Source organism: Alkalidesulfovibrio alkalitolerans DSM 16529, from assembly GCF_000422245.1.
In the GTDB taxonomy this organism is placed as follows: domain Bacteria; phylum Desulfobacterota; class Desulfovibrionia; order Desulfovibrionales; family Desulfovibrionaceae; genus Alkalidesulfovibrio; species Alkalidesulfovibrio alkalitolerans.
The window spans coordinates 80,754-99,213 of sequence record NZ_ATHI01000026.1 but is presented as its reverse complement, the minus strand read 5'-3'; the positions used below and the strand labels follow the sequence as shown (position 1 = coordinate 99,213).

Here is an 18,460-nt window from a genome sequence, read left to right as displayed (position 1 = left end):
TTACGAAACGGCTTGAACCATGAGCGTCTGGGCGAGGAGCGCGGCGGCGAAGTTCGAGCCGTGGTCGCCCGCGCGCGGGGCAAGCTCCACCACGTCGCAGCCCACGAGGCGTCGGCCCGCGCAGACGCGCTCGATGGCCGTCACGGCCTCGCGCCAGGTCAGGCCGCCGGGAACCGGCGTGCCCGTGGCCCCGATCACGCTCGGGTCCAGGCCGTCCACGTCGAAGGTCACGTAGATGTCGTTGGGGAAATCCGGCGGCAGGATCGGGTCCGGAAGGCCCGACTCCCAGATCGCCCGAGCGTCCAGATGCGGGATGGCGTGGGCCTGGCGGTAGTCCAACTCCTCGATCGAGGGCGCGCGCACGCCTATCTGGTAGATGGAAAGACCAAGCTCGTGCGCCCGGCGCATGACGCAGGCGTGCGAATGCTTCGTGCCCTCGTACTCGTCGCGCAGATCCGCGTGAGCGTCGAACTGCACCACGCCCACGGGCTTGCCAAGCCGCGCCAGGGCGCGAAACGCCCCCACCGAGACCGTATGCTCGCCGCCCAGAAGCACGGGAATCCTGTTTCCAGCCAAAACCCGGCTGACCGCCGCCTCGATGCGCGCCAAAACAGCCTCGGGCTCGCCCTCGCAGTCCACCGGCGCGGTGGTGTGGATGCCGCGCGCGGACGGCACGAGCCGTCCGACGTTGGCTTCGAGCTGGCCGCTGGCCGTGAGGATGGCCGCGGGGCCGTCGCCCGTGCCGCCGCCGTAAGACACGCTGGCCTCGAAGGGCACGGGAATGACGTGAAAGAGCGCGGCCGCGGGCGGCGCGTTCAGCGTCTCCGTGGACAGGAAATGGGGCATGGGGCTCATGACAGCCGTCCCTTGAAGTCTTCGTAGCCGAACGTCTTGACCACGCGCGGCGTCTCCTCGCCCGGTTCGAGCAGGCAGATGGCGGGCAGGTTCACGCCGTTGAAGGTGTTGGTCTTGACCATGGAGTAGATGGCCATGTCGCAAAAGACCAGCCTGTCGCCCGGCGAAAGCGGCTCGTCAAAGGAGTAGTCGCCCGCCACGTCGCCCGCGAGGCACGAGAGCCCGCCCAGGCGGTAGGTGTGGGCCTTCTCGCCCGGCGCGCCCGCGCCGATGATCTCGGGCCGGTAGGGCATCTCGATGACGTCTGGCATGTGACAGGGCACGGCCGTGTCCAGGATGGCCAACGGCATGCCGCGCGTGACCACATCCATGACCTCGGCGACCAGAAAGCCCGCGTTCAGGGCCACGGCCTCGCCCGGCTCCAGATAGACCTGCACCCCGTGCCTCGCCTTGAAATCCTCGATCAGGCGGCAAAGAAGCTCCACGTCGTAGTCGGGCCGGGTGATGTGGTGCCCGCCGCCGAAGTTGACGTAGGCAAGCCCGCCGATCAGATCGCCGAACCTGGCCTCGAAGGCTTCGAGCGTGCGCTTGAGCGCGTCGGCGTTGTGCTGGCACAGGGTGTGGAAGTGCAGGCCCGTGACGCCAGCAAGGCTCTTGCCCGCGAACTCGGCGCGGTGGATGCCGAGCCTGGAGCACGGGCCGCAGGGGTCGTAGATGGGCGTGTGGCCCTCGGAATGCTCGGGGTTCACGCGCAGGGCGAAGTGGACCTCGCGGCCCTTCTCATGGGCCGCCTCGCGGGCGATGTCCCGGAATTTCTCGAACTGACGAAAGGAGTTGAAAACGATGTGGTCCGCAAGCGCCGCGAACTCGCGCACGTGCGCCTCGTTCATGCCCGCGGCGAAGGCGTGCACCTCGCCGCCGAACTCCTCGCGGCCGAGCCTGGCCTCGTGCGGGGAGCTGGCGCAGGTGCCATCGAGGGCGAAGCGCAGGTGATCGAAGGCGCTCCACATGGCGAAGCCCTTGAGCGCGAGGAGAATCCTGCACCCCGTGCGGCCGCGCACGGCGTTCAGGATCTCGGCGTTGCGCCTGAGCAGGGCCGCGTCCACCACGTAGCACGGGGTGGGAACGCGGCCCGGATCGAAGCGCAGGCCCTCGCGCAGCGCGGGCCTAGTCAATGAAGGTCTCCTGCCAGGGCAGGCCGCGCTTGGCCAGCTCGGCCAGGAACGGATCGGGATCGAACTGCTCCATGTTCCACACGCCGGGCTTCTTCCAGATGCCCTGCAGCATCATGGCCGCGCCGACCATGGCGGGCACGCCCGTGGTGTAGGAGATGGCCTGGGAGTTGGTCTCCTTGTAGGCCTCCTCGTGGTCGCAGATCTGGTAGATGTAGTACTTCCTGGGCGCGCCGTCCGTGCCAAGGCCCTGGACGACGTTGCCGATGCAGGTCTTGCCCTTGGTCAGGGGGCCAAGGCTCCCCGGATCGGGCAGCACGGCCTTCAGGAACTGGATGGGCACGATCTGCTGGCCCTGGAAATCCACGGGGTCGATGCGCGTCATGCCCACGTTCTCCAGAACCTTCAGGTGCCTCAGATAGCTCTCGCCAAAGGTCATCCAGAACCGGGCCCGCTTGATCTCGGGGAAGTGCTTGACCAGCGACTCCAACTCCTCGTGGTACATGAGGAAGCACTTCTTCTGCCCGATGCCGGCGGGAAAATCGAAGTCCATGGACCACGACAGGGGATCGGTCTCCACCCACTCGCCGTGCTCGTAGTAGCGGCCGCGCGCCGTGACCTCGCGGATGTTGATCTCGGGATTGAAGTTGGTGGCGAAGGGCTGGCCGTGGTCGCCCGCGTTGCAGTCGATGATGTCCAAAACGTCGATGCGCGAAAAGTGATGCTTGCGCGCGTAGGCCGTGAAGACGTTGGTCACGCCCGGATCGAAGCCCGAGCCCAGCAGGGCCATGATCCCGGCCTTCTCGAAACGCTCCTGGTAGGCCCACTGCCACTTGTACTCGAACTTGGCCACGTCGGGCGGCTCGTAGTTGGCCGTGTCCAGGTAGTCCACGCCGGTCTCGAGGCAGGCGTCCATGATCGTCAGGTCCTGGTAGGGCAGGGCCACGTTGATCACGAGCTTGGGCTTAAAGTCCTTGATCAGGGCCACCAGCTCGGGGACGTTGTCCGCGTCCACCTTGGCCGTGGCGACCTTCCTGGGCAGCTCGGCCGCGATGGCGTCGCACTTGGCCTTGGTGCGCGAGGCGAGCATGATCTCGGAGAAAATCTCCGGGGCCTGGGCGCACTTGTGGGCCACCACGCGGCCCACGCCGCCGGCTCCGATGATGAGTGTCCTGGACATCGTGCGTCCTCCTTTTTCTCCCGCGCGGGGGATGCGTCTAGCGTTCGAAGTAGGTATAGCCGCGCATGCCGTCCTCGAAAGCGCGCATGATCTCGCGCCGTTCGCGCGCAGTGATGCGGCCCTCGCGCACGGCCTTCTCGGCGGTTTCGCGGAACTTGGTGTGCAGCTTTTTGGGGTTGTACTCCACGTAAGCCAGCACGTCGGCCACGGTGTCGCCCTCCACCTCGCGCACAAAGTCGTAGCTGCCGTCCTCGCGGATGCGCAGGGACACGACGTTGGTGTCGCCAAGGAGGTTGTGCAGGTCGCCAAGCGTCTCCTGGTAGGCGCCCACCAAAAAGGCGCCCAGGAAATACTCCTCGTTGTCCTTCAGGTCGTGCACGGGCAGGACCTTGGCCACGCCGTGGGGATCGATGAAACGGTCGATCTTGCCGTCGCAGTCGCAGGTGATGTCGGCCAGGATGGCGCGGCGGCTGGGCATCTCGTCCAGGCGGTGGACCGGCATGATGGGGAAGACCTGGCCGATGGCCCAGGAGTCGGGCACGGACTGGAAGACGCTCATGTTGGCGTAGTAGATGTCGGCGATGGCCTCTTCGAGGTCTTCGAGCTCGGGCGGCACCTGCTTGAGCTGGCGCAGGAGCACGGCGGCCTGGTTGACCATGTGCCAGAAGACGTTCTCGGCCAGGGCGCGCTGGCGCAGCGTCACGTGGCCGTGGCGGAACAACCCCCTGATCTCGTCGCGGTAGTAGACCGCGTCGTTCAGGCTCTCCTGCACGTTGCGCACGGACATGGACTTGGCCGCGATGTAAAGGTTCTCGATGAGCGTCGGGGTGTCCTCGGGCAGCTTCTTGGGCAGGGGCGCGGCCTCGAAGCGCGAGGTGTCCAGGATGTTGAAGAGCAGCACCGAGTAGTAGGCCACGAGCGCGCGGCCCGACTCGGTGATGATCACCGGGTGCTCCACACCCTTTTCGTCGAGGGATTCCATGACCGCCTCGACCACGTCGGCGCAGTACTCGTCCAGGGTGTAGTTGCGGGAGTTGACGTAGTTGGTGTGCGAGCCGTCGTAGTCCACGGCCAGGCCACCGCCCAGGTCCAGGTAGCCCATGGGCGCGCCTTCGTCCACCAGGCCGCAGTAGACGCGGCAGGCTTCGAGCACGGCGGTGCGGATGTCGCGGATGTTGGGGATCTGCGAGCCCAGGTGGTAGTGCAGGAGACGAAGGCACGAGAGCATGTTCTCGGACTTGAGCTTGTCCACCACCTGCACGAGCTGCGCCGTGTCCAGGCCGAAGATGGAGCGGTCGCCGCCCGATTCGGTCCAGTGCCCGCCCGCCTTGGCCGCGAGCTTCATGCGCGCGCCGAGCAGGGGCTCGATGCCCAGGGCCTTGGCGCGTTCGAGGATCAGTTCGAGCTCGGAGGGCATCTCCAGGACGAAGAAGATGTTGTAGCCCATCTTGCGGGCGAAGAGGCCCAGGTCGATGAACTCCTCGTCCTTGTAGCCGTTGCAGATCAGGCAGGCCTCGGGGTCGCGCAGCATGGCCAGGGCCGCGATGAGCTCGGCCTTGGAGCCGGCCTCCAGGCCGTGGTGGTATTTGCCGCCGTGGCGCGTGATCTCCTCAATGACCTGTTCCTGCTGGTTGACCTTGATGGGGTACACGCCGCGAAAGACGTTCTTGTAGCCCACCTTGTCCATGGCCGCGCGGAAGGAGTGGTGCAGAAGCGAAATCTGGGAGTCGAGGATGTTCTCGACGCGCAACAGCACGGGCATATCCAGGCCGCGCTCGCGCAGGCCCTTGATGATCTTGGGGATGGAGACGCGCACCTTCTTGTTGTCGAGAAAGGGCGTGATGACCACGTGGCCCTCGCGCGAGACGTCGAAATAGCCCGCGCCCCAGTTGCGGATGCCGTAGACCTCCGCCGACTGCTCGACAGTCCAGCGCTCCAGCGCGTCCTTCTTGACCATGCGACCCTCCGTGAACCCTGCGGCTTTCAAGACTATACACGACCACCCGGGGTTTTCAAACGCCGGGGTCAAGCGGATAGGGCTTCATGACCAAATTGTAAAGGGGAATCTGGATGGCCCGCCCCGCGCGCCTTGCCGGGCGGGAATCAACGAACTCTTGCAGGGGAAATGGCGAGCTTTCGCAACGCGCCCGGGCACGGCGGCCGCGCCACAGACATCGCCGCGGCCCGCAACAGCGCTTCGCCATTGGGTTTGCAGGTGGACACGGACGGCCGAGGCGTGCTAAACGGTGTTTTCTGGACAACCAGCAACCCCAAGCGCCATGTCCGCACAATTGAAGGAACTCCTGCACGAAGTCACCCTCGCGGTGCTGCCCATAAGCCTCGTGATCTGCCTCTTGCAGTTCACGCTGCTGCACATGCCGTGGGACGTCTTCGCCCGCTTCGCTTTGGGCGCGCTGTTCGTCTTCTCGGGCCTCCTGCTCTTCCTGATCGGGGTCAAGTCCGGCCTCTTGCCCATGGGCGAGACCATCGGCGCGGAATTGCCCAAGAGCGGCTCCGTGGCCTATCTGCTGGCCATGGCTTTCGTGCTGGGCACGGTCATCACCCTGGCCGAGCCGGACGTGCGCGTCCTGGCGCACCAAGTGGACTTCGTCTCCGAGGGGCTGGTCTCGCGCGGCCTGCTCATCTGGGTGGTGGCCCTGAGCGTGGGCATCTGCGTGGCTGGCGCGGTGCTGCGCATCCTCGTGGGGGTGCCCATCGCCCGCATCCTCATCGCGGGCTACGCCTTGATCCTGATCCTGTCCTTCCTCACGCCCGAAGACTTTCTGCCCATCGCCTTCGACGCGGGCGGCGTGACCACGGGGCCGGTCACGGTGCCCTTCATCCTGGCCCTGGGACTCGGCACGGTCAGCGTGCTCGGCGGCAAAAGCTCGTTCAGCGACGGCTTCGGCCTCATCGGCCTGGCCTCCATCGGCCCGGTGATCGGGGTCATGTTTCTGGGGATGTTCTACGGATGAACGTGCTGCTCGATTTCCTCGACATGCGCCACGTGGTCATGGAGCTTCTCCTGGCCTTCACGCCGCTAGTCGGCTTCTTCGCCTGGATGCAGTACAAGAGCCTGCGCCTGCCCCGGTCCTACGTGCTCAAGCTCTTGAAGGGCGTGCTGCTCTCCTTCCTCGGGCTCGTGCTCTTCCTGCAGGGCGTGACCAAGGGCTTTTTGCCCGCAGGCACGGAGATCGGCCGGATCATCGGCGAAGCCCCCTGGCGCATGGCCCTCGTCCCGCTGGGCTTTCTCTTCGGCTTCGCGGCCACCGCGGCCGAGCCCGCCGTGCGCGTGCTGGCCATCGAGATGGAAAAGGCCTCGGGCGGATCGGTGGGCCAGCGGCCCGTGCTCGTGACGCTTTCCGTCGGCGTGGGGCTGTTCGTGGCCTTGGGCATGGTCAAACTCCTGCTCGGCCTGTCCATCCTTTATTTCGTGGTTCCGGGCTACGCCCTGGCCCTGCTCATGACCCGCTTCTCCACCCCCGAGTTCATCGCCGCCGCCTTCGACGCGGGCGGCGTGGCCACAGGCCCCATGACCGTGACCTTCGTCATGGCCGTGGTGCTCGGCGCGGCCGGGGCCCTGGAAGGCCGAAACCCGGTGCTGGACGGCTTCGGGCTCATCGCCCTGGTGGCCCTGGCCCCGATCCTGTCCATCATGATCCTTGGAATGTTTCTCTCCCGCAAAAGGAGCACGACCCCATGAATTTGCTCGAAGGTTTCGACTGCATCGTGACCATCGTCAACAAGGGCCTCTCCGAGCCCATTCTCACGGCCTCGCGCAAGGCCGGGGCCGAGGGGGGAACCATCATCTTCGGCCGGGGCGCGGGCATCCGGGAAATGAAATCCATCTTCGGCATCTCCATCGAACCGGAAAAGGAGATCCTCCTGACCCTGGTACACGAAAGCATCAGCAGGCAGGTGCTGGAAGCCATCGTGGAGGCGGGCAGGCTTGAGACGCCAGGCACGGGCATCGCCTTCATGCTGCCGGTCAAGGGCGTGGCGGGCATTTGCCACCTGAACTGCCCCTTGCCCGAGCGCGAAAGAAAATCGTGACCGCGCGGCAGGCGGTCAACCCGACAGGGCCCGCTCGCGCAAGAACCTGAGCAATTCTCCCGAGGCCGCCCCCCTGCCCCGCTCGCGCGCGGGCAGCCGCACGGCCAGCACGGCCGCCTTGTCCGCGCGCGCCCGTCCGGCCTCAAAGCCCAAAACGAGTGTTTGGGCCACGGCCACGGCCTGATCGAAAAGCTCCAGCACGTGCAGGCGTGGCAGGAGCTCGGCCTTCTCGCGCGCCGAAAGCTCCGCGTATCGCATGAGAAGCGGCAACTCCTCGCTGGCCGCGCGGGCCGCCTTGCGCCAGACGATGGGCAGCATCAGACGCTCGCCCAGGGCCTCGGCCTGGGCCGGGGCCAGGACGTGACACATGGCCATCCACACGGTCAGGGGGTCGCCCGACGCCTCATGAGCAACGGCCTCGGCCGCGCGGGCCGCGTCATGCGCGCGTGGCGATTCCTCGAACTCCACGAACCAGGGCGCGAGGCACCCGGCCTCGGCCAACAGATCGAAAAAACGGTGCGGCGCGGGGCAGGCGCAGGCCTTGCGCAACTCCACGCCCGCGCGCTCGGCAGCAGGCTCGCCAAGCAGGGGCGCGGCCGCGCGCATGGCCGAGACGAGTTCCGGCGTGGAAGAAAAATCCGGCAGGCAGGCCGCGAAGCGCGCAGCGCGCAGCACGCGCAGGGGGTCGGCGAGAAAATTTTCGCGCGACACGGGCCGAAGCGCGCGCCTCTCAAGGTCGTCCAGTGCGGACGGCAGCGCATGCAGCCGCCCCCCAGAGTCGCGCGCCAGGGCGTTCACGGTCAGGTCGCGGCAGGCCAGATCCGCCTCGATGTCCGGGGCCTCGGAGAGGGTGTACTCCTCGCCGCGCCAGATGAAGGTCACGCCCTTGCGACCGACGATCCTGGCCCCTTCGTGGGCGGCCGCGAACTCCTCGGCCGTGGCGTGCAGCACCACGAAATCGCGGTCTCCCCTGGGCCGCCCCATGAGTTCGTCGCGCACCGCGCCGCCAACGAGATAGATTTCCATGCCATGGTCCAGTAATATTGACTGACCTTTGCCAAACGCCACATAGGCGCACCCTACGGCAAAGACGGGAGAAACGCCATGAACGCCGCTTCCATGCGCGAGGCCGTGAAGGCCTTTTACGACGACCTTTCCCGCGAGCCGAGGCTTCGGGCCGCCTTCGAGGCCCTGGACCCTTCGCGGGGTCGCACCGCGTGGCTGCGCGACGTGGTGGGGCTCGGCCGCGAGTTCGGCCACGTTTTCGACGAGCGCACCTTCGCCGCCGTTTCGGAGGAATTGGCGGGCGGCGCAAAGCCCGCCCGGCCGTGGTGGCGATTCTGGTAGCCTGACAAATCGCTGAAATCCGTATCGCAGACCGTTCCAAAGGCGTCAGATGCAAGGCGTGTTGAACTTTCCGCAGCAACGCGGCAGAGGCGCTTTGGGGACGGTCTGCTACACCCCGCAGGAGGCGCGGCGCACGGGCGCGAGCAGGAAGAATGTGGAGCCCTCGCCCGGCGCGCTTTCGCACCACAGGCGGCCGCCCATGTTCTCGGACAGGCGGCGGGCCAGGGAAAGACCGAGGCCAAGGCCGGAGCCGCTCTTGGTCAGCACGTCCTCGCCGAGCACGAAGGGTTCGAATATCTGCTCCACGCGCCCGGAGTCTATGCCCGGCCCCGTGTCGGAGACGACGACCAGGAGGTTCGCGGCCTCGTCCCCTCCATGGCCGTGCATGGAGACTTCGAGCCTGACGCCTCCCGCGCTGGTGAAGCGCTCGGCGTTGTCCAGCAGGTGGCGCACGATTCTGTCAATGCCGTGAGCGTCGCCCGCGAGCACCGGCGGCAGCGATTCGTCCAGCCGCACGTCGAAGGAAAGCCCCTTGGCCGCGCACCGCTCGGCCACGTTCCGGGCGATGTCCGAAAGCAGGCTCGCCGGAGAGAACTCGATACACTGGCCCGACGGCGGCCTGGCTTGCACCTGCGCCAGGTCGAGCAGACGGCTCACGATCTGCTGCATCTGCCGTGCCGCCTGCTGCGCAAGCCCCACGAGCTCGCGCGCCTCGTCGAGCGACCTGGCGTCCTGGGACATCTGGAGCATGCCGACGATGCCGTGCAGGGGCGTGCGCAGCTCGTGACTGGCGTTGGCCAAAAACTCGTCGCGCGCCTTCTCGGCCCTCGCAGCCGCCTCCCGCGCCTCGCGCAGCGCGGACTCGGCCCGTACCCGACTGTCCATGTCCACGCAGGTTCCCGAAAAAGCGAGCACGCGGCTGTCCGCGACGGCGGGCGAGCCGGAGAAGGCCACGTGGCGCGGCTCTTCCCCTCCGCGAAGAATCCGGAACACAGCCTCGAAGCGCGGCGTCGCACCTCGCAGGGCATCTTCCAGTTCGGCCATGACCGGACTGCGGTCGGCCGGATGGATGAGCGCAGCGAACTCATTGAGATCAAGGGACTTGGCGTCGGGAGGAAGATCGAGGACCAAGGTCATGCCCGCCCCGAGGATGACCCGCCCAAGCGCTGCGTCGTATTCCCAGAGTCCGAGCCGCCCGGCTCGGGCAGCCTCGTCGAGCTGGCGCACCTGACGCGGACACCCCGGACACGTCGCGCAATCCGCCCCGCTTGGGCAGTCCAATTTCGCCGGAGTCCCCAGGCGCTCAAGCTCGCTCACAAAACCTCCGCACGCCGCACCCTCTCACGCCACGAGCGGGTCCACGGCTTCTGGAATGACGATCATGCATTTCTTATCGTTACCGGCGCAACCTGACAAGGAGGGGGGTATCTTTTCTCGCCCCTTCTTTCCGCGCCTTGCCCCCAAACCCGTGCGCATGTAGAGAGAAACGATGGAGCGCCAACTGGCTGCCGAGAGAGCCCCATCCACCGCATGGCCGCAAAAGCTTCGACCCTTCGCGCATGTGAGGCGCGCGTCGGGTCCGGGCCTTTCGCGCGCCTTGCGCCTGCCCCATGCTCTCGGAGGGTCGTGATGGGCGGGCCTTCCCCCTCCTTCCTTCTGACGCCCGGCGATCGTCCTCACGCCGAGGCGCGCCTCGTCCTCGCGGGCGACTGGACCGTGGCCCGCCTGGGAGCCCTGGAGCGTGAACTCGCCGCGCTCGCCGCGCCGAGCGCTGAACAGGTGGTGTTCGACCTTACGGGCGTTTCGCGCCTGGACTCCGCCGGGGCCTGGCTTGCGGTGCGCCTGCGCGACGAATGGATGTCCAGGGGCAAGGACGTGCGCATGCTCACGGCCAGTCCCGAACACGACCTCGTGCTCGCGCGCGTGGCTCATGCCTCGCCAGGGCCGCCGCCCGCGCCAACGCCTCGCCTGTACATCCTCGAAATGCTCGACCGCTCCGGCCGGGAACTCACCGCCGGGGTGCGCCACACCTTGCGCCAAGTGGGCTTCTTCGGCCTGCTGCTCAAGACCCTGGGCCGCACCCTGGCGCGCCCCGCACGGCTCAGGCTGACCTCGGCCGTGCACCACATGGAGACCACCGGAATCAACGCCGTGCCCATCGTGGCCCTGCTCTCGTTTCTCATCGGCACGGTCATGGTCTTCGTGGGCGCGCAGCAGCTCGAACGCTTCGGAGCCCAGGTCTTCGCGGTGAACCTTCTGGAAATCGCGGTCTTCCGCGAGATGGGCGTGCTGCTCACGGCGATCATCGTGGCCGGACGCTCGGGCAGCGCCTTCACGGCCCAGATCGGCTCCATGAAGGTCAACCAAGAGGTGGACGCCATGCGCGCCATGGGCCTCGACCCCATGGAAATGCTCGTTCTGCCGCGCTGTCTGGCCCTGCTCGTGACCCTGCCGCTGCTGACCTTCCTCGCGGACATGATGGGCATCGTCGGCGGCGGACTGATGTGCTGGCTGTACCTGGACATAAGCCCGGCGGAATTCCTGGAGCGCTTCCGGGCCCTGACCTGGCCCTGGCACTTCTGGGTGGGCCTCATCAAGGCTCCCTTCTACGCCCTGGTCATCGCGGTCATCGGCTGTTTCGAAGGCTTCGAGGTCAGCGGCTCCTCGGCCTCGGTTGGCGAGCGCACCACCCAGTCCGTGGTCGAGTCTATCTTCTGGATAATCGTGTTCAACGCCTTCTTCGCCTCGTTCTTCAGCATGGTGGGAGTCTAGATGGACGCCGTGCGGCCGGTCATCGAGGTGCGCGGGGTCACGAACCGCTTCGGTCGCCAAATCGTGCACGAGAACCTGGATCTCGCCGTGCGGCCAGGCGAGATTCTCGGGGTCATCGGCGGTTCGGGCTCGGGCAAGTCCGTGCTCCTGCAGACCATCATCGGGCTTCGCCGCCCGCATCGCGGCACGGTGCGGGTGCTCGGCACGGACGTGCTGGCCGCGGACGCGGAGGAACGCATGGCCCTGACGCGGCGCTTCGGGGTGCTTTTTCAGGACGGCGCGCTCTTCTCCTCGCTGACCGTGACCCAGAACATCCAGGCTCCCATGCGCGAGCATCTGCGCCTCTCCAAAAATCTGATGGACGAACTCGCGGCCATAAAACTGGCCATGGTCGGCCTGCCGCCCGAGGCCGGGGCCAAGTACCCCTCCGAGCTTTCGGGCGGCATGCGCAAGCGCGCCGGACTAGCCCGCGCCCTGGCCCTGGACCCGGAAATCCTGTTCCTGGACGAGCCCACCTCGGGCCTGGACCCCATCGGCGCGGCGGCTTTCGACGACCTGGTCCGCGATCTTCACGGATCGCTCAATCCCACGGTGTTCATGGTCACCCACGACCTCGACTCGCTGCACGCGGTCTGCGACAGGGTCGCGGTGCTTGCCGAACGCCGCATCTATGCTATTGGAACCCTTCAGGAGATACTTGACGTGGACGAGCCCTGGATCAAGGAATACTTCCATGGGCCGCGCGGCCGCGCGGCCTCGCGGACAAAGGAGGCACGCTGATGGAGATCAGCGCGCGCTACGTGGCCGTGGGCCTCTTCACCGTGCTCGTGGTCATGGCGGGCTTCGGATACGTTTTCTGGAAGACCAAGGCCGGGTTCGACCGCTCCACGGCGCTGTACGACATCTACTTCGACGCGCCCGTCTCCGGGCTGACCATGGCGGGCGAGGTGCAGTTCAACGGCATCAAGGTCGGCCAGATCAAGGAGATCGCCGTCGTCTCGGACCGCCCGGACAAGGTCCGGGTCCGCGTGGAGATCGACGAGAACACCCCGGTGCGCCAGGACTCGGTGGCCAAGCTCGAACCCAAGGGCATCACTGGTGTGACCTTCGTGCAGATTCTCGGCGGCAGCGTGGACAGTCCGTCCCTCGCGGCCACGAACGAGCGCCCCGTGCCCGTCATTCCCTCCATGCGCTCGGAGTTGGCCGAACTCTTCTCGTCCGCCCCGCGCCTTTTTGAGCGGGCCATTGAGGTCATGGAGAACCTGAACGAGGTGCTCGGCCCGGACAATCGGCAAGCCTTGAGCGAAACCCTGGCCAACGTGCGCGACCTGAGCGCCAGCCTGGCCGCGCAACGCGGGGCCATCGCCGACACGATCGACGATGCCTCGGTCGCGGCCAGAAATTTCGCCGCCGCGTCCGGACGGCTGGACGAAATCTTCACCCGCGCCGAATCGACCTTCGAGAAGGCCGACAGCGCCATGGCCTCGGCCCGGGAAACCTTCGATCGCGCGGGCGTCTTCATCGACCATGACTTGGCCCAGGCCGCCCAATCATTCCGCGAGTTGGCCGAGAACATCAACAACGCCGTGGACGAGGCGAGCCCCGGTCTGGCCGCCTTCTCCAACGAGGGCTTGGCCAACCTGAATCGCCTGCTGCGCGATGCCTCGCAGCTGGCCGCATCTCTGGAACGTCTGGCCTGGCGCATCGAATCAGATCCCCAGTCGCTGTTCTTCGGCGTTCGCGTGCCCGAGGAGGAACTCAGATGACGCGCCTGCTCAAGCTCGTTCTCGTTCTCGCGCTCGGTTTCGTCCTCTCCGCCTGCGCCCTGCCCAAGCCCGGCGATCCCCCGCGCCTGTTCTCACTCACTCCCAAAACGAACTTCAATCACCCCACAGAGAAACTCGACCTGCAACTCGCCATTGCCGAACCCCACGCCGGGCGGGCGTTGCAGACCGACCGCATCGCGCTTCGGCCCGCTCCTCTGGAGTTCCGCTACGTCAAGGACGCACGCTGGGCGGGCACGGCCCCGGACATGATCCAGACCCTGCTCATGGAGTCCTTCGAGAACTCCAGGGCGCTTCGGGCCGTGGATCGGGAGACCAACATCCCCCGCTCGGACTATCTGCTGCTCGTGGACCTGCGCGAATTCCAGGCCGACGACTTCGGGGAGAACGCGCCACGGGCCAACGTGCGCCTGACACTCAAGCTCGTACGCCTCCCCGAGGCCCGCATCGTGGCATCCGAGGGCTTCGGGGCCGAGGTCGCGGCCACACGGCGCGGCTCCCTGCTCGATCTGGTCGAGGCCTTCGATACGGCCTTGGGCAAGGTGCTCAAACGCGGCGTGACTTGGGCCATCGAGCGCATGGCCGCGGACGACGCGAACTAGCGGTTTCGCGCGGGACCGCATGGAGCTTTGCCTCGTCCACGCCAACTGCCAAGGCGAGCCCCTGATCGGCCTGCTCATGGCCCATCCCGACTTTCACGCCCGCTGGCGCTGCCTGCTGGTGACCAACTACACCCGCGAGGCGGTGCCCGAGGGCGCGCTGGCAGCCTGTACGCTTTTTCTGCACCAGCATCTGGGGCCGCAGTGGGGCGAGTTGTCCTCGCACGCGCTTCGCGCCCGCCTGAATCCCTCGGCCAGGGCCGTGGCCATCCCCAACATGTTCTTCAAGGGATACTGGCCGCTTTGGACCTCGGCCCCGGATTTCGACTACTCCGACATGCTGCTCGACGCGCTGCTCGCGCGCGGCCTGAGCGCGGCCGAGACACTGCACCTCTTCCTGCGCACCGATCCGGCCAGATACTTCGACCTCGACTCGCTCGCGACCGCCTCGCTTGACCACGAACGGTCCAAGGAGATGCAATCGGACGTGCCGTACTTGGATTACCTCCTGGCACGCCAAAAGGAGTCGCAGCTCTTCTTCACCGTCAACCACCCGCGCAAGGAGTTGCTGGCCCACGCGGCCAACGGCGTTCTTTCCCTGCTCGGCCTGACCCCGCTCACTCCCGAGCAGATCGCGAATGTCCCGGAGGAACTGGACGAGATCAGCCTGCCCATCCATCCGGCCATCGCCGCACGCCGAGGGCTGGCGTTCGCCGGCACAGACACCCGCTACCGCGTCTACGGTCAGGATATGACATTCGCCGAATACGCGACCCACTATGTACGTTGCAAACTCCTGGGAGAAAAGGACTTCATCGGCTACCTGCGGCTCATGGCCGGGCAGGGTGGCAAAATCGTTGCAGACGTCACGAAATGATGCGACTTCCGTTCCTGGACATCTGGATATCGTCACGAGAATCCTGTAGATGTGAATGCAAATAGCCCTGCCGTCAGGCCAGGGAACGGGAACCATGCAGGGAAAAAGCCCCGTCGCCACATGTCCGTACTGCGGCAGCCGCGAGTTCTGGCCGTCACGAAAGCGCCTGCCCGAGTCGCTTATGGGCCCTCTTCTTCCCTATCGCCCGTTCCGTTGCCGCACCTGCCTCAAGCGATACGTCCGTTTCAAGGCTTGGCTCGCTCCTGCCCTCGCAGTGGTCATCCTGATCGCCATCGGCGGCGCGGCGCTCCTGTATTTCGATCCCCTCGCGCTTGGTGATCGGTTTTTCACGGACTTTCGCCCCGAAACAAAGACAGAATCCGTAATTCCGCCTCCCGCAGCCGAGACCCCCGTGCCCGAGGCCGAGGCCACGCCGTCCGAGGCGGTTCAGGAACCGGCACCGCCTGCTCCTCCCGCCGAGATGCGAGAGGCGCCCGTTTCGCAGCGCCCGGCCACGGCGTTCACGCGCCTGCATCTGAACATCCCCCCCTCGGCCGGAGAACGCCCATGAGCCTGCGTCTCACCCGCTCCATATTCCTCCTGGCTTGGCTGCTGGCGCCTGCCGCCCTTTGGGCCGCACGGATCGACAACGTGGTCGCGCAGCAGGACGACGCGAGGGTAATCGTAGAATTCGACCTCGCGGGAGCCACGGAGAAAAGCTTCGTCAGCCTGCTGCCGCGTTTTGGCGAACGCGCTCTCGCCCCGAACCGCCTTTCTCTTTCCGGCGACGTCGGCCTCGTCGAGCCCGGGCCGGGCAAGCGCATCGTCTGGGACGCCGGGGCGGACTACCCAGCGGGACTTGCAGGCCCCGTGGATTTCGAGATCACGGCTGTGGACGTCTCACGCGAACCAGTAAGCGGCCTTTTGTTCGCGAGCCTTGCGGGCGAGTGCTTCGAGATGGGCTGCGGCGAGTGGAACGAATACTGCGAACCGGACGAACTGCCCGTATTCGTGGCCTGCCCCGGTCCCTTCGCCCTGAGCGTGAGCCCAGTTCACAACTCCGCCTTCGCCGCGTTCATGAACGACACGGGCCATACGGCCGCGCCGCCAGGCGTCGTCTTCGCAAACGGCCGTCATACGGCCAGTCCGGGTCTGGAGGAAGAACCCGTCAGCGCGGTCAGTCGCGAAGACGCCGAGGCGTTCGCCGCTTGGCTTTCGCGCAGGACCGGTGAGCGGTTCGCCCTGCCCGACGAGGCGCAGTGGGAGTACGCCTGTCGCTCGGGCGGGCGGCTTTTCCCCTTCGGCTCGGTCACGGGCCGCATGGGTGGCGATCTGAACTCCCCGCAGCAGGAGAACTCGGGAACCAATCTGCTCGGCTGCGAGGACATGTCCGGAGGCCTGTGGGAATGGATGGCCGACGACTACCTGCCCTACCCCCTGTACACGGCAAACGCCCGGCCGGGACAGGAGGGGCTCGCGGGCGTCCTGCGCGGCGGCCGCATCGGCAGCCCGTTGCGCAACTCTCGCTGCGCCAACCGCTACGAGCGCGCCCCGGACATGCGCGACGCTACCTCGACCTTCAGGCTCGTCCGCCTGGAGGAATGAAACGCCGCCAGTATCCTTCCAAAAGTCTCCAAAGCCCCCACACGGCCAACGCGGCCACAAGGCCGATGATCCACCCCGCCAGCACGTCCGTGGGATAATGCTTGCCCAGATAGACCCGGGACCAGCCCGTGAGCAACGGCAGGAGCAGGAGGCAAAAGGTGGCCCTGCGCGGCCACAAAAGGACGATGGAAAGGGCCACGGCCATGGTGTTGGAAGCGTGGGCCGAGGCGAAGGACGAGCCGCAGCCCCCCTTGGGCTCGTAGTCGGCCGGGCGCTGCGACCAGCCGCCCGACTCGTGCAGCCAGGTGCCGGGCACGGTGTTCAGGGGGCGCTGACGGCAGATCTCCTTCTTGAGCACGGCGGTCATGCCATCGGCCGCGCCCACGGCCAGGATCACGCACAGGGCGGGCAGCATGCGCCGAAAGCCCACGGCGCGCACGCCCAGGACGAGCCCGACGCCGCCCAGCACCCAGATGAGCCAAGTGGCGGAGAGCACGGGCGCGATGAGGTCGAAAAACCCCGTGCGCCACTGCTGGTTGAGAAGCACAAGCAGGGCGTGGTCCCAGGCGGGTGTGAGGAACGTCATCTAGAGTCCCAGATCCTGATTGACAAGGATCACGCTGATGCGGGCCTTGGGGAAACTTTTCTCGGTGATCGTCCAGATATTGCAGATGCGCTCCGGGCTTTTGCAGTCCATACAGCGCCCGGTGGTCACGCAAGGCGTCTTCTTGTCCAGCCGCATGGCGTTGGCCGGGGCGGTGTAGCTCTTGATGTGCAGCATGGCCGAGTCGAGGTCCGGGAAGATTTTATTGCGCCCCGCGACCACGACCACCTTGCGCGGCCCGAAATTCAAGCCGCCCACGCGGTTGCCGATCATGTCCAGGTTCACCAGCCAGCCGTCCTCGGTCACGGCGTTGGTCCCGGTCAGGAAAAGGTCACACAGCAAAGCCTGGCGGCGGCGCTCGTAGGCATCCTCCAGGGAGATGGAACGGTCGAAGGTGTCGAGCACGGTGATGCCCTCGGCCGCCTTGACAAGACCGTGGATGCCAGAAAGACCGATGGTCATGGAGCCGCCGAAGGAAATTACCCCTCCCTGGAACTGGGGCAGGAACTCGTCGCGCACCAGGCCCAGTGCGGCCGCCTTGTCGGACACCACACGCGCATCGAAATTGTTGGCCTCCAATGCCTCCTTGACGTCGTCCAGCCGTTTGGTCCAGTAGTTCTCGATGAAGTTATCCATGTCTCGCTCCTGTTCGCGGATCGTGGGAGCATATCCGGGCGGGCGGGCGGCTTCAAGGCCGAAGACGAATGAAAATGGCCTTGACGGTTCCGGGGAAGGTGGATAATGAGTTGCGTTCCACTTTTCATTGAGGAGCGATTTGAACAATGAAACGCACATATCAGCCGAGCAAGATCAGGCGCAAAAGGACCCTCGGATTCCGTGCCCGCATGAGCACCAAGGCCGGACGCCAGGTGATCGCCCGTCGCCGCGCCAAGGGCCGCAAAAGGCTTTCGGCCTAGGGTTTTCACGACGCAACAGGTTGCTCCGGCGGTCTGAATTCCAGTCCTGCTTCGAGACTGGCCGCCGGTATTTTACGAAACATTTTGTCGTCTTCGCCCTGCCGCGCGATCCGCGCGAGCCGTGGCGCCTGGGGCTCACGGTGACCCGCAAGACCGGGTCGGCCCCGCTGCGAAACCGGGTGAAGCGGGTTTTGCGGGAATTTTTCAGGCTGCATCAGAACGAATGTGACCCGCCGCACGATTACGTGCTGGTCCCCAAAAAGATTCTGGACCCGCGGCAGGTCGGACTGGACATGGTGACGGAACAACTCCTGCCGGTGCTCACCCGCATTCGGCGCGAGACCCTGGCCGAAAGGGCGAAACGAGCCGTTTCGGCCGAGAATGCCCGAAGCCGGCACTGCACGCCCGCTTCGGACCATGGGTCATGAAGCGGCTCCTCACCTTCCTCATTCGCTGCTACCAGCTTGGAATTTCTCCCCTTTTCCCGCCTCGTTGCCGTTTCCTGCCAACCTGCTCCGAATATGCGCTGGAGGCCATCCGGACGCACGGAGCACTCAAGGGTTGTTGGTTGACGGCCAAGCGGATCGCTAGGTGCCACCCGTTGTGCGAAGGCGGCTTCGACCCCGTGCCCGGGACCGGACCCGCGCCCGAGAACGACCGGGTGCATACGCGCCCCGAAGCAAAGTGAGCCGCAC

At 66.2% G+C, this 18,460-nt stretch carries 21 protein-coding genes and 1 pseudogene; 14 read left to right on the top strand and 8 right to left on the bottom strand.

The genetic code is table 11. From position 1 onward, the window contains the following. From speB to speA, 4 genes are read right to left on the bottom strand one after another with little or no spacing between them, the layout of a single operon-like run. Positions 1 to 855, bottom strand: coding sequence for an agmatinase (gene speB / locus DSAT_RS07985; protein ID WP_020886983.1), 855 nt, complete (start codon positions 853 to 855; stop codon positions 1 to 3). After that, positions 852 to 2,030, bottom strand: coding sequence for a carboxynorspermidine decarboxylase (gene nspC, locus DSAT_RS07980; RefSeq protein ID WP_020886982.1), 1,179 nt, complete (start codon positions 2,028 to 2,030; stop codon positions 852 to 854). Before nspC ends, speB begins: the two co-directional genes overlap by 4 nt. Then, positions 2,023 to 3,207: a saccharopine dehydrogenase family protein gene (locus DSAT_RS07975; protein WP_020886981.1), complete on the bottom strand. Its 1,185-nt coding sequence runs from the start codon at positions 3,205 to 3,207 to the stop codon at positions 2,023 to 2,025. Before DSAT_RS07975 ends, nspC begins: the two co-directional genes overlap by 8 nt. Before the next feature lie 37 nt (positions 3,208 to 3,244). Further along, the gene (speA, locus tag DSAT_RS07970) at positions 3,245 to 5,164 is read right to left on the bottom strand and encodes a biosynthetic arginine decarboxylase (RefSeq protein WP_020886980.1); all 1,920 of its coding nucleotides are present in this window, start codon (positions 5,162 to 5,164) and stop codon (positions 3,245 to 3,247) included. 322 nt (positions 5,165 to 5,486) lie between these two features. On the opposite strand from speA, the gene DSAT_RS07965 reads away from it, so the two are divergent. Genes DSAT_RS07965 through DSAT_RS07955 form a run of 3 tightly spaced genes read left to right on the top strand, consistent with a single transcriptional unit; the run spans position 5,487 to position 7,260 of the window. After that, a complete protein-coding gene (locus DSAT_RS07965) occupies positions 5,487 to 6,182 on the top strand; it encodes a DUF1538 domain-containing protein (protein WP_020886979.1) in 696 nt (231 codons plus the stop codon). Further along, the gene (locus tag DSAT_RS07960; protein WP_020886978.1) at positions 6,179 to 6,910 is read left to right on the top strand and encodes a DUF1538 domain-containing protein; all 732 of its coding nucleotides are present in this window, start codon (positions 6,179 to 6,181) and stop codon (positions 6,908 to 6,910) included. Before DSAT_RS07965 ends, DSAT_RS07960 begins: the two co-directional genes overlap by 4 nt. Further along, on the top strand, positions 6,907 to 7,260 hold the full coding sequence (locus tag DSAT_RS07955) for a P-II family nitrogen regulator (RefSeq protein ID WP_020886977.1): 354 nt from the start codon (positions 6,907 to 6,909) through the stop codon (positions 7,258 to 7,260). Before DSAT_RS07960 ends, DSAT_RS07955 begins: the two co-directional genes overlap by 4 nt. A gap of 15 nt (positions 7,261 to 7,275) precedes the next feature. Here the strand turns inward: DSAT_RS07955 and DSAT_RS07950 are convergent, their stop codons facing one another. Next, the gene (locus DSAT_RS07950; RefSeq protein ID WP_020886976.1) at positions 7,276 to 8,286 is read right to left on the bottom strand and encodes a tRNA nucleotidyltransferase/poly(A) polymerase-related protein; all 1,011 of its coding nucleotides are present in this window, start codon (positions 8,284 to 8,286) and stop codon (positions 7,276 to 7,278) included. Between the two features lie 78 nt (positions 8,287 to 8,364). Between DSAT_RS07950 and DSAT_RS07945 the strand changes: the two genes are divergently transcribed. After that, positions 8,365 to 8,607, top strand: a complete 243-nt coding sequence (locus DSAT_RS07945; protein WP_020886975.1) for a hypothetical protein — start codon at positions 8,365 to 8,367, stop codon at positions 8,605 to 8,607. Positions 8,608 to 8,715: 108 nt separating this feature from the next. Here the strand turns inward: DSAT_RS07945 and DSAT_RS07940 are convergent, their stop codons facing one another. Continuing rightward, positions 8,716 to 9,924: a sensor histidine kinase gene (locus DSAT_RS07940; protein ID WP_020886974.1), complete on the bottom strand. Its 1,209-nt coding sequence runs from the start codon at positions 9,922 to 9,924 to the stop codon at positions 8,716 to 8,718. A gap of 312 nt (positions 9,925 to 10,236) precedes the next feature. On the opposite strand from DSAT_RS07940, the gene DSAT_RS07935 reads away from it, so the two are divergent. From DSAT_RS07935 to DSAT_RS07905, 7 genes are all read left to right on the top strand, one after another. Further along, positions 10,237 to 11,379: an ABC transporter permease gene (locus DSAT_RS07935; protein ID WP_020886973.1), complete on the top strand. Its 1,143-nt coding sequence runs from the start codon at positions 10,237 to 10,239 to the stop codon at positions 11,377 to 11,379. Then, entirely contained in the window at positions 11,380 to 12,159 is a 780-nt protein-coding gene (locus DSAT_RS07930; protein WP_020886972.1) for an ABC transporter ATP-binding protein, read from the top strand. Then, positions 12,159 to 13,145: an MlaD family protein gene (locus tag DSAT_RS07925; protein WP_020886971.1), complete on the top strand. Its 987-nt coding sequence runs from the start codon at positions 12,159 to 12,161 to the stop codon at positions 13,143 to 13,145. The genes DSAT_RS07930 and DSAT_RS07925 overlap by 1 nt, the downstream gene beginning before the upstream one ends. Continuing rightward, entirely contained in the window at positions 13,142 to 13,765 is a 624-nt protein-coding gene (locus tag DSAT_RS07920) for an ABC-type transport auxiliary lipoprotein family protein (RefSeq protein ID WP_020886970.1), read from the top strand. Before DSAT_RS07925 ends, DSAT_RS07920 begins: the two co-directional genes overlap by 4 nt. A 19-nt stretch (positions 13,766 to 13,784) precedes the next feature. After that, positions 13,785 to 14,639, top strand: coding sequence for a WcbI family polysaccharide biosynthesis putative acetyltransferase (locus DSAT_RS07915; protein ID WP_020886969.1), 855 nt, complete (start codon positions 13,785 to 13,787; stop codon positions 14,637 to 14,639). Between the two features lie 94 nt (positions 14,640 to 14,733). Beyond that, a complete protein-coding gene (locus DSAT_RS07910) occupies positions 14,734 to 15,210 on the top strand; it encodes a hypothetical protein (protein WP_020886968.1) in 477 nt (158 codons plus the stop codon). Continuing rightward, positions 15,207 to 16,244 (top strand): formylglycine-generating enzyme family protein, encoded by a 1,038-nt coding sequence (locus tag DSAT_RS07905; protein WP_020886967.1) that lies wholly within the window; start codon positions 15,207 to 15,209, stop codon positions 16,242 to 16,244. Before DSAT_RS07910 ends, DSAT_RS07905 begins: the two co-directional genes overlap by 4 nt. Here DSAT_RS07905 and DSAT_RS07900 read toward each other — a convergent pair. Together DSAT_RS07900 and DSAT_RS07895 are read right to left on the bottom strand one after the other, a co-directional pair. Continuing rightward, positions 16,219 to 16,830 carry a phosphatase PAP2 family protein gene (locus tag DSAT_RS07900; RefSeq protein WP_020886966.1) on the bottom strand — a complete coding sequence of 204 codons (612 nt, stop codon included), beginning with the start codon at positions 16,828 to 16,830 and terminating at the stop codon, positions 16,219 to 16,221. The two genes, DSAT_RS07905 and DSAT_RS07900, sit on opposite strands and share 26 nt — an antisense overlap. Next, positions 16,831 to 17,484 (bottom strand): lactate utilization protein, encoded by a 654-nt coding sequence (locus tag DSAT_RS07895; protein ID WP_020886965.1) that lies wholly within the window; start codon positions 17,482 to 17,484, stop codon positions 16,831 to 16,833. Positions 17,485 to 17,630: 146 nt separating this feature from the next. On the opposite strand from DSAT_RS07895, the gene rpmH reads away from it, so the two are divergent. The 3 genes and pseudogenes from rpmH to yidD all read left to right on the top strand — a co-directional run bounded on the left by rpmH (position 17,631) and on the right by yidD (position 18,453). Beyond that, positions 17,631 to 17,765 (top strand): 50S ribosomal protein L34, encoded by a 135-nt coding sequence (gene rpmH / locus DSAT_RS07890; RefSeq protein ID WP_020886964.1) that lies wholly within the window; start codon positions 17,631 to 17,633, stop codon positions 17,763 to 17,765. Positions 17,766 to 17,779: 14 nt separating this feature from the next. Continuing rightward, positions 17,780 to 18,193: pseudogene (gene rnpA, locus DSAT_RS15625) on the top strand (ribonuclease P protein component); the annotation flags it as partial. Then, entirely contained in the window at positions 18,190 to 18,453 is a 264-nt protein-coding gene (gene yidD / locus DSAT_RS15165) for a membrane protein insertion efficiency factor YidD (protein WP_020886963.1), read from the top strand. The pseudogene rnpA and the gene yidD, both read left to right, overlap by 4 nt. Positions 18,454 to 18,460: the final 7 nt, after the last annotated feature.

What these genes read in the sequence shown, in the direction of transcription:
- DSAT_RS07895 (WP_020886965.1), bottom strand. Translation starts at nt 17,484, where the DNA reads ATGGATAACTTCATCGAGAACTACTGGACCAAACGGCTGGACGACGTC.
- DSAT_RS07915 (WP_020886969.1), top strand. Translation starts at nt 13,785, where the DNA reads ATGGAGCTTTGCCTCGTCCACGCCAACTGCCAAGGCGAGCCCCTGATC.
- DSAT_RS07975 (WP_020886981.1), bottom strand. Translation starts at nt 3,207, where the DNA reads ATGTCCAGGACACTCATCATCGGAGCCGGCGGCGTGGGCCGCGTGGTG.
- DSAT_RS07965 (WP_020886979.1), top strand. Translation starts at nt 5,487, where the DNA reads ATGTCCGCACAATTGAAGGAACTCCTGCACGAAGTCACCCTCGCGGTG.
- DSAT_RS07900 (WP_020886966.1), bottom strand. Translation starts at nt 16,830, where the DNA reads ATGACGTTCCTCACACCCGCCTGGGACCACGCCCTGCTTGTGCTTCTC.
- DSAT_RS07960 (WP_020886978.1), top strand. Translation starts at nt 6,179, where the DNA reads ATGAACGTGCTGCTCGATTTCCTCGACATGCGCCACGTGGTCATGGAG.
- DSAT_RS07910 (WP_020886968.1), top strand. Translation starts at nt 14,734, where the DNA reads ATGCAGGGAAAAAGCCCCGTCGCCACATGTCCGTACTGCGGCAGCCGC.
- yidD (WP_020886963.1), top strand. Translation starts at nt 18,190, where the DNA reads ATGAAGCGGCTCCTCACCTTCCTCATTCGCTGCTACCAGCTTGGAATT.
- DSAT_RS07920 (WP_020886970.1), top strand. Translation starts at nt 13,142, where the DNA reads ATGACGCGCCTGCTCAAGCTCGTTCTCGTTCTCGCGCTCGGTTTCGTC.
- speB (WP_020886983.1), bottom strand. Translation starts at nt 855, where the DNA reads ATGAGCCCCATGCCCCATTTCCTGTCCACGGAGACGCTGAACGCGCCG.
- DSAT_RS07930 (WP_020886972.1), top strand. Translation starts at nt 11,380, where the DNA reads ATGGACGCCGTGCGGCCGGTCATCGAGGTGCGCGGGGTCACGAACCGC.
- DSAT_RS07925 (WP_020886971.1), top strand. Translation starts at nt 12,159, where the DNA reads ATGGAGATCAGCGCGCGCTACGTGGCCGTGGGCCTCTTCACCGTGCTC.
- DSAT_RS07945 (WP_020886975.1), top strand. Translation starts at nt 8,365, where the DNA reads ATGAACGCCGCTTCCATGCGCGAGGCCGTGAAGGCCTTTTACGACGAC.
- rpmH (WP_020886964.1), top strand. Translation starts at nt 17,631, where the DNA reads ATGAAACGCACATATCAGCCGAGCAAGATCAGGCGCAAAAGGACCCTC.
- DSAT_RS07955 (WP_020886977.1), top strand. Translation starts at nt 6,907, where the DNA reads ATGAATTTGCTCGAAGGTTTCGACTGCATCGTGACCATCGTCAACAAG.
- speA (WP_020886980.1), bottom strand. Translation starts at nt 5,164, where the DNA reads ATGGTCAAGAAGGACGCGCTGGAGCGCTGGACTGTCGAGCAGTCGGCG.
- DSAT_RS07935 (WP_020886973.1), top strand. Translation starts at nt 10,237, where the DNA reads ATGGGCGGGCCTTCCCCCTCCTTCCTTCTGACGCCCGGCGATCGTCCT.
- DSAT_RS07905 (WP_020886967.1), top strand. Translation starts at nt 15,207, where the DNA reads ATGAGCCTGCGTCTCACCCGCTCCATATTCCTCCTGGCTTGGCTGCTG.
- DSAT_RS07950 (WP_020886976.1), bottom strand. Translation starts at nt 8,286, where the DNA reads ATGGAAATCTATCTCGTTGGCGGCGCGGTGCGCGACGAACTCATGGGG.